This is a genomic window from Streptomyces spinoverrucosus, assembly GCF_015712165.1.
GTDB lineage: Bacteria > Actinomycetota > Actinomycetes > Streptomycetales > Streptomycetaceae > Streptomyces > Streptomyces spinoverrucosus_A.
The window spans coordinates 6,282,969-6,298,980 of sequence record NZ_JADPZX010000001.1 but is presented as its reverse complement, the minus strand read 5'-3'; the positions used below and the strand labels follow the sequence as shown (position 1 = coordinate 6,298,980).

Sequence of the window (16,012 nt, the reverse complement as noted above, 5' to 3'; positions counted from 1 at the left end):
TTGCCGTCTTCAGGGCTTGATCGGCTTCACCTTCCTGTCGGCGCCGTTGACCCGCACGGTGATGTTCCCCTGGTTCCGTGCCCGGTCGGCCACGATCTTGTAGGACGTGACCTTGCCGTCCCGCCATGCGCAGCTGACCTCGTAGCCGCCGCGGGCGCGCAGTCCGGTGAAGGAGCCCCTGGCTTTCCAGGCGTCGGGCAGGGCGGGCAGCAGGTGGATGACGTCGTCGTGGCTCTGCAGGAGCATCTCCGCCACTGCGCCCGTGATGCCGAAGTTGCCGTCCATCTGGAAGGGCGGGTGATTGCAGAACAGGTTGGGCAGCGTGTTGTAGGTCAGCAGTCCCCGCAGCATGATCCGGGCACGGTGGCCGTCGCCGAGGCGGGCGAAGAGGGCCGCCCGCCAGGGCCAGGTCCACGAGCGGCGGCTGTCGCCCGACACCGTCGCGGCCGTGAACGGAACTCCTTCCTTCTCGCCGCACCGGGCCTTGAGCGAGACGAGGGCTGCGGCCGCGAAGTCGGGTGTCTTCGGGGTGATCTGGCGGCCCGGGTAGACCGCGAAGAGGTGTGAGGTGTGGCGGTGGATGTCGGTGGGGCTGTCGATGTCCTCCTGCCATTCCTGCAGTTGCCCCCAGCGGCCGATCTTGTTCGGCGCGAGGCGCGCCTGCATGTCCGCGACCTTGGCCCGGTAGTCGGCATCAGCTTCCAGCGCGGCCTCGCAGTCGAGGTAGTTCTGGAACAGGTCCCAGATGATCTGCTGGTCGTACATGACGCCGTCCTCGCGCGGCCCGTGCTCGGGGGACCAGCCGTTGGGCGCGACGAGGAGTCCGTCCTCGCGCTCCTTGAGGTGGTCCTCCCAGAACTCGCAGATCTCCTTGATCATCGGGTATGCGACGGTGCGGAGGTACTTCCTGTCCTGGGTGAACGCCCAGTGTTCGTAGAGGTGTTGCGCGTACCAGGCGCTCGCGACGGTGTTCCACTCCCACGCGTTGCCGCCGAAGATGCTCTGACTGGTACGGGCCGTCCAGCCGCGCGTGTCCTCGCCGAAGGCGTTGCGGGTCGCCACGCGGCTGGGCACCGCCACCTGCCTGATGAACTCGATGAGCGCTTCGTGGCACTCCGGCAGGTTCGCCGTCTCGGCTCCCCAGTAGTTCATCTGGACATTGATGTTGGTGTGGTAGTCGGAGGCCCAGGCCGGTGAGTTGCTGTCGTTCCACAGGCCCTGGAGGTTGGCGGGCAGGCCGTTCGGGCGCGAGGAACTGATCAGCAGGTATCGGCCGTAGTCGAACATCGCCTGTTCGAGGGTCGGGTCCTCTCCGCCCGACGCGTAACGCGCGAGCCGGGCGTTGGTGGGCAGGGCGACGACGGCGTCGTCGGAGGTGCCCCAGTCGACGGAGACCCGGTCCATGAGCGCACGTGTCTCGGCGGTGTGCTCCTCGCGCAGCCCGGCGTAGGAGCGGGCGGCCGCCTTGTCGAGTGTCCTGGTGATGACCGGTTCGGGGTCGGTTCCGCGCCATCCGGCGGCGGCGTCGAGCTTGTAGTCGGTGCGGGCGTCGAGCAGCAGGGTCAGGCTTGTGCAGCCGCTGAACCGGAGGGCCGACCCGTCGGTGCGGACGTCGCCGTCGGTGTGCACGACCTGGACGGTGCACGCGTGCTTGAGGCCGTTGCCCATGACACCGCGGAAGGCGATCCGCCGGGCGGTGGCGTCCACGGTCGTCGGAGCCCCCTGCTGTCCGGACGTCAAAGAGATCGCTCCGGACAATCCCCGCTCGCTGTCCGAGGTGTACCGGAAGACCATGACGTCCGCCGACCGGCCGGCGAATGCCTCCCTGAGGACGCGCCGCCCCGGCGCGCCGAACCGGGTGACGTGGATACCGTCGAAGAAGTCCAGGGTGCGCTGGTAGTCGACGAACGTGCGCAGCGTGCGCGTGTCGAACCCCCTGCCTTCCAGGGCGACTTCGGCGATCTGGAAGCCGGTGGACGACTCGCCGGGGGTGAACGTGAGCCGGTAGGTGCGGTAGGCGGTGCTGTTGGTGATCCGGAACGCGCGCGTCTGACCGCGGTCGGCGAAGGGCGCGCCGGGGTTCTGCGTGTCGAGGGTCACCCACGTTCGCCCGTCCTGCGACGCCTCTAGCGTCCATCGCCGTGGGTCGTCCTGCGGACGGTCCGGGGCCGCCGTCAGCGTGTACGCGGTGACGGCGACCGCGCGGGGCAGGTCGGCCTGCCAGACGACCGCGGGTCCGGCAGCGTCGACCCGCCAGACCGTGGCCGGATCGCGGTCCACCGAACACGAGATGTCCATGGCCTGGGCCCCGGCACCCGATCCCTCGGAGTGCCCGCTCGGCGACGACAGGTACAGCGCGGCACCGGCGAGGTCGACGCCGGACAGACCGATCTCGCCCACCTGGAAGTGGCTGACCCCTGCCTTGGGGACGAAGTCGAACCGATAGAAGCGGTACGACCCACTGCTGGCGCAGGTGAACTCCTTCGTCTGGAAACGGCTCTCGAAGGGCGCCGCCAAAGTGCGGCTGTCCAGCCTGGTCCAGTCGGCTCCGTCGGCGGAACCGGACAGCGTCCACTCCTGCGGGTCGCGCTGCGGCACATCGTTGGCACTCGTCAGACGGTAGGAGGCAACCTCGACGGGCTCGGGGAGCTCGACCTGCCACTGCACCTTCGAACCGGGCCCGTCGATGCACCACTTGGTGCTCGCGTTGCCGTCGTATGTCTTGTCCACGCCCTCCGACGAGGAGGTGCGGTACGGCCCCCCGGGGGCCGTGACCTTCGCACGGTCGGCGAAGGTGACGACGACGTCGCCGAAGTTCCGGTACGAGCCGAAGCCGGTCATGCTGGTGTCGAACGCGCTGTCGGGCTTGCCCGCGAGCGCGTTGTCGTAGTTGTTGACCCCTCCCCACAGACTCTGCTCGTTGAACTGGATGCGCTCCTGATCGGGGTCGGCGAACAGCATGGCGCCGAGACGGCCGTTGCCGATCGGCAGGGCCTGGGACTGCCAGTCCATGGCGGGGACCGAGTACTTCAGCGCCTTGCGCGACAGGGTCGGCCACCGGACTCCCGCCGACGCGGCGGAGGTGGCGGCGAAGGCCGGCCCCGCAGGGGTACCGCCGGCCAGCTGAGTGATCAGGGGCGCGAGGGCGAGGGCGCCGCCCAGCTTCAGGACGCTTCTTCGCTGCGGGTGAGACGCATGGGTCACGGCAAGATCTCCCAGCCATGGGTGTTCGACATGAGGGGAAGTGCAGCCTCTTCGAGTCCTCCGAGGGGCACGTCATCTTTGCCGTGGTATAGATCGGATGTCTAGAGGGCTGCAGCACCAACTCATGTGACTCCAACTGCAACTCGACAGACCACTCTTGCAAGATGCGAAACGAAATGTACGCCGCGTCGACTGCGCCCGGAAGGAGCAGAAGGCAGCAAGGAGCTCCCCAATACATCGGATGTCAGCCGCCTTGACTGACCGTGCCGATGAACGTCAGGCGAGCTCGCGACTCCCCCAGATTCCCGGTCGTTGACGGTCATGGACGGGGCCGGAGTGCCCGCCCCGGCCGGCACAGCCGGGGAGATCTGGGTGCGCGAGCCGTCGGTGGCGGCGGTGTACCGGACCGCCGTCGGGACAGTGCCCGCGACCGGCGGCGTCGGCGATTTGGGGCCCCAACCCTCAAAGAACGACTCGTTGACGAGGTGAGCAGGGCCGACTTACTGAGTTGGGTCGACGACGCGCTTGCCTCGGGCGTGGCCGGTCTCGACCGCGCGGTGGGCGTCCTGGACGGCGCTCAGCGGGTAGACCTGCTCGACCACCGGGCGCAGTTCGCCACGGTCCACATATCCGGCCAGGGCCTCCATGTCGTCGCGCCGCATCTTCTCCGACATGAAACGCATCCGAGGGCCGGGGAGCAGCACGGAGAGCAGGGCGAACGGGAGGCCCTTCATGGTCATGGTGACGGCGCGGCCACCCCTGCGCACCATCCGGTGGTATTGACGCGCGGAGCCTCCGTGGCAGTCCACGAGCGCGTCGAACTCCCCTGTCAGGGCGCCGGGCTTGATCGAATCGTAGGCGAGGAACTGGTCGGCTCCGAGCTCACGGCAGAAGTCGGCATTGCGGGCACTCGCGACGGCCGTGACGCTCGCACCCATGGCCTTGCCGAGCTGGACGGCGGCGCTGCCGACTCCGCCGCTGGCGCCGACCACCAGGAGCCGCTGGCCGCTCTGCAACCGCAGCCCGTCCCGCAGGACCTGCAGAGCGGTGAGGCCGACGGCCGGCAGAGCCGCCGCCGAGACGAAGTCGATGGTGGTGGGCGCGGCCGCCATCTGCTCCGGTCTCGCGACGAGGTACTCGGCTACGGCACCGGTCCTGCGCATGCGGATGCCCAGGAAGCCCCATACCCGCTGCCCGAGTTCCAGACCTTCGGCGCCCGGGCCGAGCGCGGCCACCTCTCCCGCGTAGTCCACGCCGGTCCCGCGGGGGAAGGACCCCAGCCGGAGCCGTCGCAGCTGGGTGTCGATGGGATTGACGCCGGCCGCGTGCACCTTCACGAGTACCTGGCCGCGCGCCGGAGTCGGCACAGGGACATCGCGGATCTGCAGCACTTCCGGCCCACCGGAGCGGTCGAACTGAGCCGCTCTCATCGTACCGTTCGGCATGGTCATGCTCCTGTCTGAATTGTCGAACGCGGGTCGGCCACTGGCCAGGAGCGCGTCGCGGACGCCTCCTGCGGCTGAGGCCTTCTAGGGGGGATGGGTGCCTGCGGTCAACAGGGAGGCGAACCGGGCTTCGCCGCTTCACCACTGGCGAAGTCGGGGAGCGGGACGGCGGAGTTGTCGTCGGGGAAACGGTTGGACAGAACCTGCTCTGTGGCACAGCGGTCCACCCGGCCTGAGGTGGATCGCGGCGGCGTCAGACCGGGTCCTCGGCCTGGATGTTGCGGACCACCTCGAGCGCATCGTTGACGTGCTGGTCCGTGTTGGTCAGCGAGTTGAAGACATGCCGGACCGTCCCCTGACGGTCGATGACGTAGGTGACCCGGCCCGGGATGATGCCCAACACGCTGGGCACGCCGTAGTCCTTGCGTACCTGCCCCTCCTCGTCGCTCAGCAGCGTGAAGGGCAGATTGTGCCGGGCGGCGAAGGCCGCATGCTTGTGCACCGAGTCGGAACTCACGCCGATGACCTCGGCTCCGGCGTCGGTGAAGACCTCGTGGCTGTCCCGGAAAGCACACGCCTCGGCCGTGCAGCCGCGGGTTTCGTCCTTGGGATAGAAGTACAGGACGACCACCCCGTCGCCGAGCCTGTCGTACAGCCGGACCGGTGCACCGGATTGTGACGGCAGGGTGAAGTCGGGCCCTTTGTCGCCCACTTGTATGCCTCTTGCCATGTCCGTCTGCCTCTTTTCTTCCGCCGCGGGCAGGAGAGTGCTGCGGCTGTGGGTGGGCTGAGAGACCGGGTGTACCGGCGGCGTAGGTGATGCCGGCCGCCCGTCCCTGCGCAGGGGACCTGAGTGGTGCCGGCTCTCCCAGGAAAGGCCGGCACCACTCACGCGGCACGAAAATGAAGCCGTAGCCGGGCCTGCGGTCATCCGCCGCGCGAACTGCCGCTGCCGCGGATCAGTCAGCGGGGCTCAGGGCGTGTCTCCGGGAAGGGCGTGGACGATCTCGGGCTTGTCGCGCTTGGTGTGGGCGGTCCAGTAGTGCTCGGCGATGGTGTCGGCCTCGGTGCCGGGGCCGCTGCCGATGAAGACGCTGATGGCCACGTGTGCGGCATGAATGCCGCGCTCGGCGAGCTCGACGTTCAGCGTCATCGCGTAGTTGCGCAGCGAGGCAGCGGCGATGCCGATGGTGGCGAAGCTGCCTCCCCTCGGCTGCACCGAGGAGCCACCGGTGGAGAACAGAAGGGTGCCGCTGCCGCGCTCCAGCATCCCCGGGAGTACCTGGCTCACGGCGGCGACGGCCCCGTAGAGATAGTGGTCGATCTGTGGCTGGAGGTCCTCGGCAGTCGCCTCGGCGGCAGAGACACCGGCGAGGCCCCGGTCGGCGGGCGAGTATTCCAGCACGTCGATGGGACCGAGGCGGTCGGCTGCGGCGGCCAGTGCCGAGCGCACGGTGTCCGGGCGCATCACGTCGGCGGCGAAGGCGGCGGCCTCGACTCCGTCGGCCACGAGCTGCGCGGCAAGGGCTTCGACCTTCTCCTTTGTCCGGGAGATGAGGGCGACTTGGAAGCCTTCGGCTCCGAAGCGGCGGGCGATGGACAGCCCCATGCCGGGGCCTGCTCCGATGATGGCGATGACGGGCATGCGACGAGCTCCTGTTCGCAGTGTGAGGAAGTGGCTGAGCGGAAGAGGACGACCGCCCGGGGCTGCGGCCGTGGACAGGACGTGCGAGACGCCGACGGGCGATTGACGTCCGGCCGGTGCCGGCCGCCTCTAGGAGAATTTGCCGCCCGCGGGGCCCCGGACGGCGCCGTCGGTCAGTTCCTTCACCTGGTGTGCGGGGACCGGGACTCCCTCGACCGCGAGGAACCAGCTCATGACCTCCTCCTGGCCGGCACCCTCCGGCGGCCGGCCCGGGAGGTATGGCTGCACGTAGACCGGGGTGTTGGGTTCGCTGCGCCAGCTGTCGGCGAGGGTTCCGATGTCCACCGTGTCGTAGCCGAGGGTGTCCAGCAGTTGGGCTGCCTCGGTCTTGGCGGTCGGGTCGTCGCCTGCGATGGGCAGGGCGCTGCGATCGGGGGCGCCTGCGGGGCGGGCGAGGGTGAGCAGAGAGCGGAAGAAGATGTTGTTGAACGCCTTGACCACATGGGAGTCGGCCAGGTGGCGCTGCACCAGGGCGCTGGAGGTCAACTCGCCGGAGTCCAGCTCGCTGATCTGGCCGTCGCGCTCGGGATAGTAGTTCATCGTGTCGATCACGGTCTTGCCCGCCAGGGCGGCGGCAGGCAGCTTGTCATAGGCGACCAGTGGAATGGTGACCACGACCAGGTCGCCGGCCAGGGCGGCCTCGGCCGGGGTAGCCGCGCCGGCGCGGGAGCCGAGTTCGCTGACGAGGTCGCTGAGGGTCTCCGGGTCCCGGGAGTTGCTGAGGACGACGTTCAGGCCGGCGTCGACGGCGAGGCGGGCCAACGTGCTGCCGATCATGCCGGCGCCGATGATTCCAAGGGTTTTCGTCACGGGATCGCGTCTCCTGGTTAGTCTGCAGAAAAGGGGTGCTGAGTTGCCTGGGCGGTACTTCGAGAGGTCAGGGTGGGCGCCCGTCCGGGCACGTGGCGCAGACGCGGCCCCCATGACCGGGCCGGGCGCGAAGACGTCCTCGCAGGCAGGGCCCGCAGTACCCGCAGAAGGCACCCCGCCGGAGTAGACATCAACGCCTCAAGGTCACAGGGCGGGACCCGGGCGGGCGGCATTCCTGGCGGCCCTGTCAGCGGGCCTTGAGCTGGTCCTTGTGCTCACTCACCCACTGCTCGAACGTCTCGACCTTCGGGTTGAGGACGCGTACCACATCCAGGTCGCGGGCGCCGACGTACTCTGCGTTGAAGGCCTGCTTGAACTGCATCAGGTTGGCGAAGTTGTCGGCCATGGGCATGTCGAGGGCGCGCAGCGCGTCCAGGGTGTACGGCTCGTAGCGGACCTCCTCGCCCAGGAGACGGGCGAGGGTGTCAGCCATGTCCGCACCGGTGAGGTGCGCGTTGGCGACACCGACGGTGCGGCCGATGAACTCCGGGTGGGTGAAGATGCCGAAGGCGAACCGGCCGATGTTCTTCACCGACACGCCGGGCAGCAGGGCATCACCGATGGCGATGGTCAGCAGCAGCGCACCGTCGTCACCACGCCGCAGGAACAACGGGCCGAACAGGTTCTCCCAGAAGAAGCAGGTGCGCATGAACGTGGTGGGCACGCCCAGCTCGCGAAAGTAGCCGTCCGCCTCGCCCTTGGAGTCGGAGTTCAAGAGGTAACGGCCGCCCTCGAGCTTGACGAAGCGCGGGTCGTCGTCGGCGATCAGATCGCGGGTGTCCTCCAGAGTCGACCAGACCGCGTGCCGCACGCCGGCCTTCTTGACCGCGTCTGCCATGGCCTTGGCCTGCGCGGTCTCGCGGGCGGCATCGCCGTGCTCGTTGAAGTTGGTCACCAGGAACGCGCCGTGAGCGCCCGTGAATGCCAACTCCAGACTGCCCTGGTCGTCGGCGTCGCCGCGAACCACCTCAATGCCACGCGAGGCAAGGGCTTTAGCCTTCTCCGAGTCGGGGTTGCGGGTCAGGGCGCGGACCGTCAGGCCGCTCTCGGGGTGCTCCAGGATGGCCTCGACGAGGCTGCCGCCCTGCGCGCCCGTCGCGCCGACGACCGCAATGACCTTGTTCTCAGGCATAAGAGATTCCTTGGCTTCTGAGGTGATGAGCCCACCCTTGTCGAGGGAGGGACAAGGAGAGTTGGGGTGCCGGCGCTGGTCATGGGAATCCCCGCACGCGCCGGCCGACCTGCACCCCTGCGGCCAGCGCGAGGAGACGTTCTGGCCACGGCGCATGATTGGCTCGTCCAACTCCCGGACGGCGGCCGGCTGTCCCGTTCCGGACCGGTGCTTCTGGACCAGTCACGGACCATTCGCGTCCGGCCGGAGCAGACCACCTCTAGTAGGAGAAACGGCCGCCTACCGGGCCCCGGACTGCGCCGACGGTCAGTTCCTTCACCTTGTGTGCGGGCACCGGGGCTCCGGAAGTCTCGCGGACCCAGCGCATGACCTCTTCCTGACCGGATCCGAACGGCGGCAGACCCGGGAAGTACGGGTACACGTAGACCGGGGTGTTGGGTTCGCTGCGCCAGCTCTCGGTCAGAGTGCCGATGTCCACCGTGTCGAAGCCGAGGGTGTCCAGCAGTTCGGTCACCTCGGCCTTGGCACTCGGCTCGTCCCCGGCGATGGGCAGCGCACTGCGATCGGGCGCCCCAGAGGGACGGGCAAGGGTGAGCAGGCAGCGGAAGGAAATGTTGTTGAACGCCTTGACCACATGGGAGTCGGCCAGGTGGCGCTGCACCAGGGCGCTGGAGGTCAGCTCGCCGGAGTCCAGCTCGCTGATCTGGCCGTCGCGCTCGGGATAGTAGTTCATCGTGTCGATCACGGTCTTGCCCGCCAGGGCGGCGGCAGGCAGCTTGTCATAGGCGACCAGTGGAATGGTGACCACGACCAGGTCGCCGGCCAGGGCGGCCTCGGCCGAGGTGGCCGCGCCGGCGCGGGAGCCGAGTTCGCTGACGAGGTCGCTGAGGGTCTCCGGGTCCCGGGAGTTGCTCAGGACGACGTTCAGGCCGGCGTCGACGGCGAGGCGGGCCAGAATGCTGCCGATCGCGCCGGCGCCGATGATTCCGAGAGTCTTCGTCATGGGTCATGTCTCCTGGTAAGTCAACAGAGCTGGGTAGGAGGTCGCTGGGGCAGAGCGTCGAAGGGTGGGAGTGGGCCAGGCTCGATCACGCAGGGGCAGATTCGAGGAGGCCGCCATCCGCTGGGCCCACAGGAACGCCGGCGGTTCTTCGACCCTTTCCCGGCCACGGCTGGGCCGGTCGCGAGACGTCGTCGCCGGCAGGACATGCGCGGGAGGACGCTGGTCCGGACTGCGTATGCGACTGGCGACATGCACTCCCGACCATACAAGTCGAGGGGTCCCTCATGTTGCCCATCGTACCAGCAAACATGAGGACGGCCTCATGTTGGATATCCTCTTAGGTATGTCGACTCAGCGAGCACGCGGCGAAGCCGCGACGGGCCGTCCTCTGCGGCGTGACGCGCAGCGCAACCGGGACGCCCTGCTCTCGGCGGCTCGCGCATGTCTGGCCGAGCAGGGCATGGAAGCCTCGCTGGAGCAGGTGGCCAAGCGAGCGGGCCTGGCCATCGGCACGCTGTACCGCCATTTCCCCACACGCCTCCACCTCGTGCAGGCGGTGTTCGCCGACAAGATCGAGGCCTGGCGGGAGGCCGCAGAGAAGGCCGCGGCCATGGACGACGCGTGGGAGGGACTGTGCCTCTTCCTCGAGACGATGTGTGAACTCCAGGTCGGGGACAGGGGATTCCAGGACCTGGCTGCCATTCGGCTGCCGGAGACGGCATGTCTGGCGGGGGCGCAGTCACGCATCTATGAACTCGCCGTCCGCATCGTGGAGCGCGCACAGGAGCAGGGAACGCTCCGCTCCGACATCACGTCCGAAGATCTCACCTTCGTGATCTGGGCCAACGGAAGCGTCACCGAAGCCACTGAGGACGTCGCACCGGGGACTTGGCGCCGCTTCCTGCACCTGCTGCTCGACGGGTTCCGCGCCGAGCGGGCGCATCCGCTTCCCCAACCGCCGTTGAGCAAGGACGAGTTGTACCGCGCCATGCTCCGACTCGACGGTGATCGCGACTGCACTGGGTGAACGACCGTTCTCCGCGACGGCACACCGCGTGACGCCGCGCACAGGTGACTGCCCTGTGCCGTGACGCTCGCCAACACCGCCTGCAAGCGCTCGAAGACCTGCGGGACCGACCCGTCGGCATCCCCTCGCAGCACGACACCCGATGGGCGTACCAGCACAGGAGTGGCGCGACGGGCGGCGTGGACCGCCGAGCGCCGCCCGAGGGACGTCTCGGTGTCGTGACACAGACGCGTCACCCCGTGAGGCGATCCACGAGTGCCCCATTCGGCGTGCGGTAGGCGATCGCAGCGACCAGCGCGGGCCGTGTTGCACAGGTCGTCTTCGAGGAGTTCCGGCTGCCGCACACCATGGGAGCAATCCCCATCGTTCCCTTGAACACCAGCGTCCTTCTACGCCCGGCCCGGACATCCGTCACAACATACGGTTTTCTGGGGACGCGAAGGCGATTGAGCCGAGGTGAGCTCACCCGTGGCGCCGAGGCAAGTCAGCACCGCGACACTCGGCGGAGGCCGAACGCCTGCTGTGCCCACACGGAAATCGGGCTCCCTGTCACTACTCGCAGACAGCAGACCCAGGGGTCTGCCGAGATGATGGGGGCAGGGTGGTCGGCGAGACGCGCAACCCTTCGACGACCAAGGCGAGATTGCGTCTGCGGTCCGCGCCATCGGGATCGCTTGGACGCACCGTGGCCAGAACCATGACGATGACCGCCGCCAGATCACGAACCTCCAGTTCCGGTCGCACCGCTCCCGCTTCGACGGCGCGGCGCAGCAACCGTTCAAGGGAGGACAGGTAGTGGCGCACGCCTTCGACATCGAACGCGTCGGACTCCCGGGCGATGGAGAGGATGACCTGCCGACGAGCCAGCACATCGATGCCGGCCTCCAGCACGTTGACGAGATCTCGCCAAGGATCGTCGGTGTGTGCCGCTGTCATGGGCTGGATCTCTGTGGTGAGGACGTAGTCCAGGACAGCCCGGACCAACTGGTCGCGCGCGCGAAAACGCCGGTAGACCGTCATCACACTCACATCCGCGCGCCGAGCGATCTCCTCAAGGGTCACCTCCGGCCCGAGTTCCTCGAACGCCGTGACCGCGACACCGACGATCCGCTGGTAGTTACGAGCAGCGTCCGCCCTCAAGGTCCGTCCGTCCGTCGCCATGACTGCACAGTAGTACGCGCTTCCAGGGTCATGACCACGTGCACTCCAGCAGTCATCCGACATGCGTGGCGAACATCGCCGTAGCGGAGGAACAGCTACGCGGGCACGCAGACCGGCGTCATGAGCCGCACGTTCCACCCTGACCTGATCGACAAATAAATGAAAGGTGACTAACACTTAGCGGAGGAGCGATGCTACGGTCCCGGCATGACAAGCAACCTTTTCCAGATCAAGGACAAGGTCGCCGTGATAACCGGGTCCGGCCGGGGCATCGGCGCCGCGACAGCGGTGGCACTCGCCGAAGCAGGCGCCGACGTGGTCATCACCTCGCGCACGGAAGAGGATCTGACCGAGGTGGCCGCGCGGGTGGCGAAGGCCGGCCGCAGGGCCCACGTCGTGCCCGCCGACCTCAGCGATCCGCAAGCGGCGGCAGACCTGGCACATGCGGCGGTGGAGGTCTTCGGCCGACTCGACATCGTGGTCAACAACGTCGGCGGGACCCACACCGGCACCCACTGCTGGAGACCACCACCGACTTTCTCGAGGAATCCTTCCGTTTCAACGTGTCGGGCGCGCACGCCCTCACCACCGCGGCGGCGCCCTACATGCTCGAAGGCGGAGGCGGGGCGATCGTCAACGTCTCTTCGCTCGTCGGCCGCGTCGCGGGACGCGGCCGGGCCGCTTACGGCACCGCGAAGGCCGCGCTCTCCCACTACACGCGCCTAGCCGCGCTGGATCTGGCACCCCGGATCCGGGTCAACGCGATCGCGCCGGGCTCGATCGCGACGTCGGTGCTGGACGGTGTGAGCACCCCCGAGATCATCGAAAAGCTGGAGAGTGCGATCCCGCTGCGGCGCATGGGCGACCCCGAGCACATCGCCGCGACGGTTCTCTACCTCGTCTCACCTGCGGGCGCCTACGTCACCGGCAAGATCCTCGAAGTCGCCGGCGGGAGTCGGCTCCCCCCGCCGGCGTTTGACCGACGGACCTGTACACCGTACGGGTCGATGGACCAACCGAATGGGCCGCGAGCTCGGCATTCTCGACGCAGCGGCATGCCCGGCGGTCCCCGATGTCCGGCTCCCGGCGCTTGAGAAGGCACGGTCCCACCCGGCGACGCCAGGGTGCCCGACGGCATCGGCCATATCCAGTTCACCGGCGAGCAAGGCGGCAGCCACCCCGGCGAGCGCGGGGAGGTGGAGCGCCTCCTGGCACCTCTCCTCCTCCACGGTGTCGACGGGGCGCGCGGCAACGAACCAGGCCACGGCGTGCTCGGACCACGTCCGGATCGTTCGTGAAAGCCGCAAGGCCTCCCTGTCGCACCACCCCTCTATCGCCTATTACCTCTTGTACTCACGGAGGCTCGACCATGTCCCACGCCTCTCCCCGGACCGGTGACGATGGAAGGACCACAGCACCGAGGGCCAATGCCGTCGTGGCGGCCCTGGCCTTCGGCGGGATCGTGTTCTCGCTGATGCAGTCCCTGGTGATCCCGATCGTCCCGGACCTTCCGAAGCTCCTGGGAGCCTCGCCGTCCGACAGTTCCTGGGCCCTCACCGCCACGCTGCTCGCGGCCGCCGTGGCCACCCCCGTGACGGGCCGACTCGGAGACATGATCGGCAAGCGCCGCATGCTCCTGGTCAGCCTGGTCCTGCTGGTGGCGGGCTCGGTCACCGCCGCCCTCAGCGACACCCTGGCCCCGCTGGTCGTCGGCCGGGCGCTGCAGGGGCTGGCCGCCGGCGTCATCCCGCTCGGCATCAGCATCATGCGCGACGAACTGCCCCCGGAGCGACTCGGCTCCGCCACCGCGTTGATGAGCGCATCTCAAGGCGTGGGCGGTGCCCTCGGCCTGCCCGCCGCCGCGGCCATCGCGGACAACTTCGACTGGCACACGCTGTTCTGGGCCTCGGGCGCCGCAGGCGCCCTCGCCGCCGTCCTGGTGCTGGTGTTCGTACCGGAGTCGAAGGTGCGTTCCGGCGGACGCTTCGACCTCGTCGGAGCCATCGGCATGGCGGCCGGCCTGGTCTGCCTGCTCCTCGCCGTCTCCAAGGGGGCCGGCTGGGGCTGGACCAGCGGCACCACCCTCGGCCTGTTCGCCGCGGCCGTCGTGGTGCTGCTGTTGTGGGGTCTGTTCGAGCTGCGCGTCAAGGAGCCGCTGGTGGACCTGCGCACCAGCGCGCGCCGCCAGGTGCTGTTCACCAACGTCGCCTCGATCGCCGTCGGGTTCAGCCTGTACATGACGATACTGATCGTGCCGCAGTTCCTGCAGCTGCCCGCGGCGACCGGTTACGGTCTGGGCACGTCGCTGCTCACCGCGGGCCTGGTCATGGCGCCGATGGGCCTGGTGATGATGGCCACGGCTCCGGTGTCCGGCCGCGTCACCAGGGCCAGGGGCCCGAAGACGACCCTGATGATCGGCGCTCTGATCGTGGCGGCAGGCTACGGGCTGAACATCGTGCTCATGAACGCGGTCTGGCACTTCGTACTGGTGTCCTGCATCGTCGGCGCCGGCGTCGGCTTCACCTTCGGCGCCATGCCGACTCTGGTCATGGGCGCCGTGCCCGCATCCGAGACGGGTGCCGCGAACAGCCTCAACACCCTCATGCGTGCCATCGGTACGTCGTCCGCCAGTGCCGTCGCCGCCGTGATCCTCTCCCAGATGACCACGAACTTCGGCTCCGTCGCCCTGCCGTCGGAGAACGGCTTCAAGACGGTCATGGCCGTCGGCGGCGGCGCCGGCCTCCTCGCCTTCGCCCTGGCCTCCTTCATCCCGCGCGACCGGCGCGCCACCGCCACGGCGGATACCGCATCCGAGTCCGCGACGCCGTCCGCGGTCCCGGGCGGCACCGCCGCACTGGCACGTCACGCGGTCAACCCCACCGATCCTCCGAACCAACCTCTCCACGCTGTGAAGGAATGAACCCATGCGCGTCACCGTCTTCGGCGGAACCGGCCCCACCGGCCTGCTCCTGATCAACCAGGCCCTGGCCGAGGACCACGAGGTCACCGCCTACGCCCGCACCCCCTCGAAACTGCCCACACACGAGCGGCTCACCGCCGTCCAGGGACAGCTCGACGACGCCGCAGCCATCGCCAAGGCGGTACACGGCAGCGACGCCGTCCTCAGCACGCTCGGCCCCACCACCAAAAAGGCCGACGCCCCGCCGCTGGTCACCGGCTACCGCCACATCGTCGCGGCCATGCACGAACACGGCGTCGAGCGGCTGGTGGCACTGGGCACGCCCAGCATCCCCGACCCGGCCGACAGCAAGGAGTTCAAGGTCGGCCTCACAGCCACCGCCGTCAAGAAGTTCACGCCGGACGCGTACAACACCATCGTCACCATCGGCCACATCGTGCGCGAGTCCGGACTGAAGTGGACCATCGTCCGCATCCCCTTCCTCTCCAACGGCCCGAAGACCGCCTCCATCAACGTCCGCAAAGTCGGCGACAAGGGAGGACTGCGCCTCTCTCGGGCCAACGCCGCCGCGTACTTCCTCCAGCAGCTCACCGACCCCACCCAGATCGGCCGCGCACCGTTCATAACCGACAAGTAGGCCACACCGTCGGCCATACAACAGAACGCGGCTGCCGCCTGGCCACGCCCGGACATTCCGCTCAGCCGGGGGTGGCTCGCCGATGGTTCCCAGGTCGGCCAAGCCTGGAAGCCCCTCAGCGTGACTTCGAGGTTGATCAGGCGGCCTGATGCGTCGGTGTGCGAGGGCGGGGCACGGCGATGGCCGACCCCAGATCGAGGCGCTTGTCCATGTCGAGGCGGAACGTGCTGTGCGCACGGCCCGGCCGAGTTCTTCGAGTGCCTGGTAGGTGGGATGCTTGGGGCACGCCACCCCGGGTGAAGCGCCGCAGCACCTGCTCCGCCTCCGCCGTTCCGAACCGGAGCACAGTCGCGCACTTCACCATCTGGTCGTACTGCTGCTCGATCAGCTCCCAGCGGATCGGCCTCGTCAGCGAGGCGCCGAGCGCCGGCCAGCCGGGCGGGGTGTCGTCCGGGCGGTACAGGCGGATGCTGCCGATGTTCTTCAGCCTCGGCAGCAGGCCGAAGTTCAGCAGTTCGGTGAAGGCGAAAGGAACAGGGCCCGGCCCAACCTCGTCGGGCTTGTCGACCGCGGTCGTCGCCAACTTGAAGAGAATGCCCTCCTTTCCGCGGACCTGCCGTCGGCAGCCGCTGTCGTAGCCCCAAGGGCGCACCTCCAGAACTCCCCCTACGGGTGCGCCCCGCACGCGCACCACGCCCTACGGCCAGCTCTTCGGTTGGGCTTCCTGGCCCGCTGCCATTTCGCGTGACCGGCGCCTGTTGACCGGTGTTGTCCTTGCGGACCCACGTGCGCAGCGCCTCCCCGATGATCCCGAGCTCCGCGGCCACGGCCGCGTACATGCGTTTCCCGGATCAGCCTCAGTTCACGTCGGCACGCGCAATGAGCATCGGGTAACCGAGCAGCGCGAG

The 16,012-nt window shown here is 68.6% G+C and carries 12 protein-coding genes and 1 pseudogene; 4 read left to right on the top strand and 9 right to left on the bottom strand.

Annotated features, from left to right (window positions below; translation table 11 throughout):
- Window positions 1–9: 9 nt before the first annotated feature.
- The 7 genes from I2W78_RS28640 to I2W78_RS28610 all read right to left on the bottom strand — a co-directional run bounded on the left by I2W78_RS28640 (window position 10) and on the right by I2W78_RS28610 (window position 9,359).
- Window positions 10–3,204 (bottom strand): glycosyl hydrolase family 95 catalytic domain-containing protein, encoded by a 3,195-nt coding sequence (locus I2W78_RS28640; RefSeq protein ID WP_196463128.1) that lies wholly within the window; start codon window positions 3,202–3,204, stop codon window positions 10–12.
- A 500-nt stretch (window positions 3,205–3,704) separates the two neighbouring features.
- Window positions 3,705–4,649 carry an NADP-dependent oxidoreductase gene (locus I2W78_RS28635; protein WP_230885622.1) on the bottom strand — a complete coding sequence of 315 codons (945 nt, stop codon included), beginning with the start codon at window positions 4,647–4,649 and terminating at the stop codon, window positions 3,705–3,707.
- A 253-nt stretch (window positions 4,650–4,902) separates the two neighbouring features.
- Complete coding sequence (locus tag I2W78_RS28630; RefSeq protein WP_196463127.1) at window positions 4,903–5,361, bottom strand: peroxiredoxin; 459 nt, start codon at window positions 5,359–5,361, stop codon at window positions 4,903–4,905.
- Between the two features lie 261 nt (window positions 5,362–5,622).
- A complete protein-coding gene (locus I2W78_RS28625) occupies window positions 5,623–6,294 on the bottom strand; it encodes an SDR family NAD(P)-dependent oxidoreductase (protein WP_196463126.1) in 672 nt (223 codons plus the stop codon).
- A gap of 129 nt (window positions 6,295–6,423) precedes the next feature.
- A complete protein-coding gene (locus tag I2W78_RS28620) occupies window positions 6,424–7,164 on the bottom strand; it encodes an NADPH-dependent F420 reductase (protein ID WP_307783825.1) in 741 nt (246 codons plus the stop codon).
- A gap of 247 nt (window positions 7,165–7,411) precedes the next feature.
- On the bottom strand, window positions 7,412–8,356 hold the full coding sequence (locus I2W78_RS28615; RefSeq protein ID WP_196463125.1) for an NmrA/HSCARG family protein: 945 nt from the start codon (window positions 8,354–8,356) through the stop codon (window positions 7,412–7,414).
- 259 nt (window positions 8,357–8,615) lie between these two features.
- A complete protein-coding gene (locus tag I2W78_RS28610) occupies window positions 8,616–9,359 on the bottom strand; it encodes an NADPH-dependent F420 reductase (protein ID WP_196463124.1) in 744 nt (247 codons plus the stop codon).
- 322 nt (window positions 9,360–9,681) lie between these two features.
- Between I2W78_RS28610 and I2W78_RS28605 the strand changes: the two genes are divergently transcribed.
- A complete protein-coding gene (locus tag I2W78_RS28605) occupies window positions 9,682–10,386 on the top strand; it encodes a TetR/AcrR family transcriptional regulator (RefSeq protein ID WP_230885620.1) in 705 nt (234 codons plus the stop codon).
- 552 nt (window positions 10,387–10,938) lie between these two features.
- Here I2W78_RS28605 and I2W78_RS28600 read toward each other — a convergent pair.
- Complete coding sequence (locus I2W78_RS28600; protein ID WP_230885619.1) at window positions 10,939–11,547, bottom strand: TetR/AcrR family transcriptional regulator; 609 nt, start codon at window positions 11,545–11,547, stop codon at window positions 10,939–10,941.
- A gap of 207 nt (window positions 11,548–11,754) precedes the next feature.
- Between I2W78_RS28600 and I2W78_RS28595 the strand changes: the two are divergent.
- The 3 genes and pseudogenes from I2W78_RS28595 (at window position 11,755) to I2W78_RS28585 (ending at window position 15,104) form a co-directional block, all read left to right on the top strand.
- Window positions 11,755–12,641 (top strand): annotated as a pseudogene (locus I2W78_RS28595) (SDR family oxidoreductase).
- Window positions 12,642–12,916: 275 nt separating this feature from the next.
- Complete coding sequence (locus tag I2W78_RS28590) at window positions 12,917–14,467, top strand: MFS transporter (RefSeq protein WP_196463123.1); 1,551 nt, start codon at window positions 12,917–12,919, stop codon at window positions 14,465–14,467.
- A gap of 4 nt (window positions 14,468–14,471) precedes the next feature.
- Window positions 14,472–15,104, top strand: coding sequence for an NAD(P)-dependent oxidoreductase (locus I2W78_RS28585; RefSeq protein WP_196463122.1), 633 nt, complete (start codon window positions 14,472–14,474; stop codon window positions 15,102–15,104).
- 136 nt (window positions 15,105–15,240) lie between these two features.
- Here I2W78_RS28585 and I2W78_RS28580 read toward each other — a convergent pair whose 3' ends face one another.
- The gene (locus I2W78_RS28580; protein ID WP_196463121.1) at window positions 15,241–15,687 is read right to left on the bottom strand and encodes a Tn3 family transposase; all 447 of its coding nucleotides are present in this window, start codon (window positions 15,685–15,687) and stop codon (window positions 15,241–15,243) included.
- Window positions 15,688–16,012 lie beyond the last annotated feature (325 nt).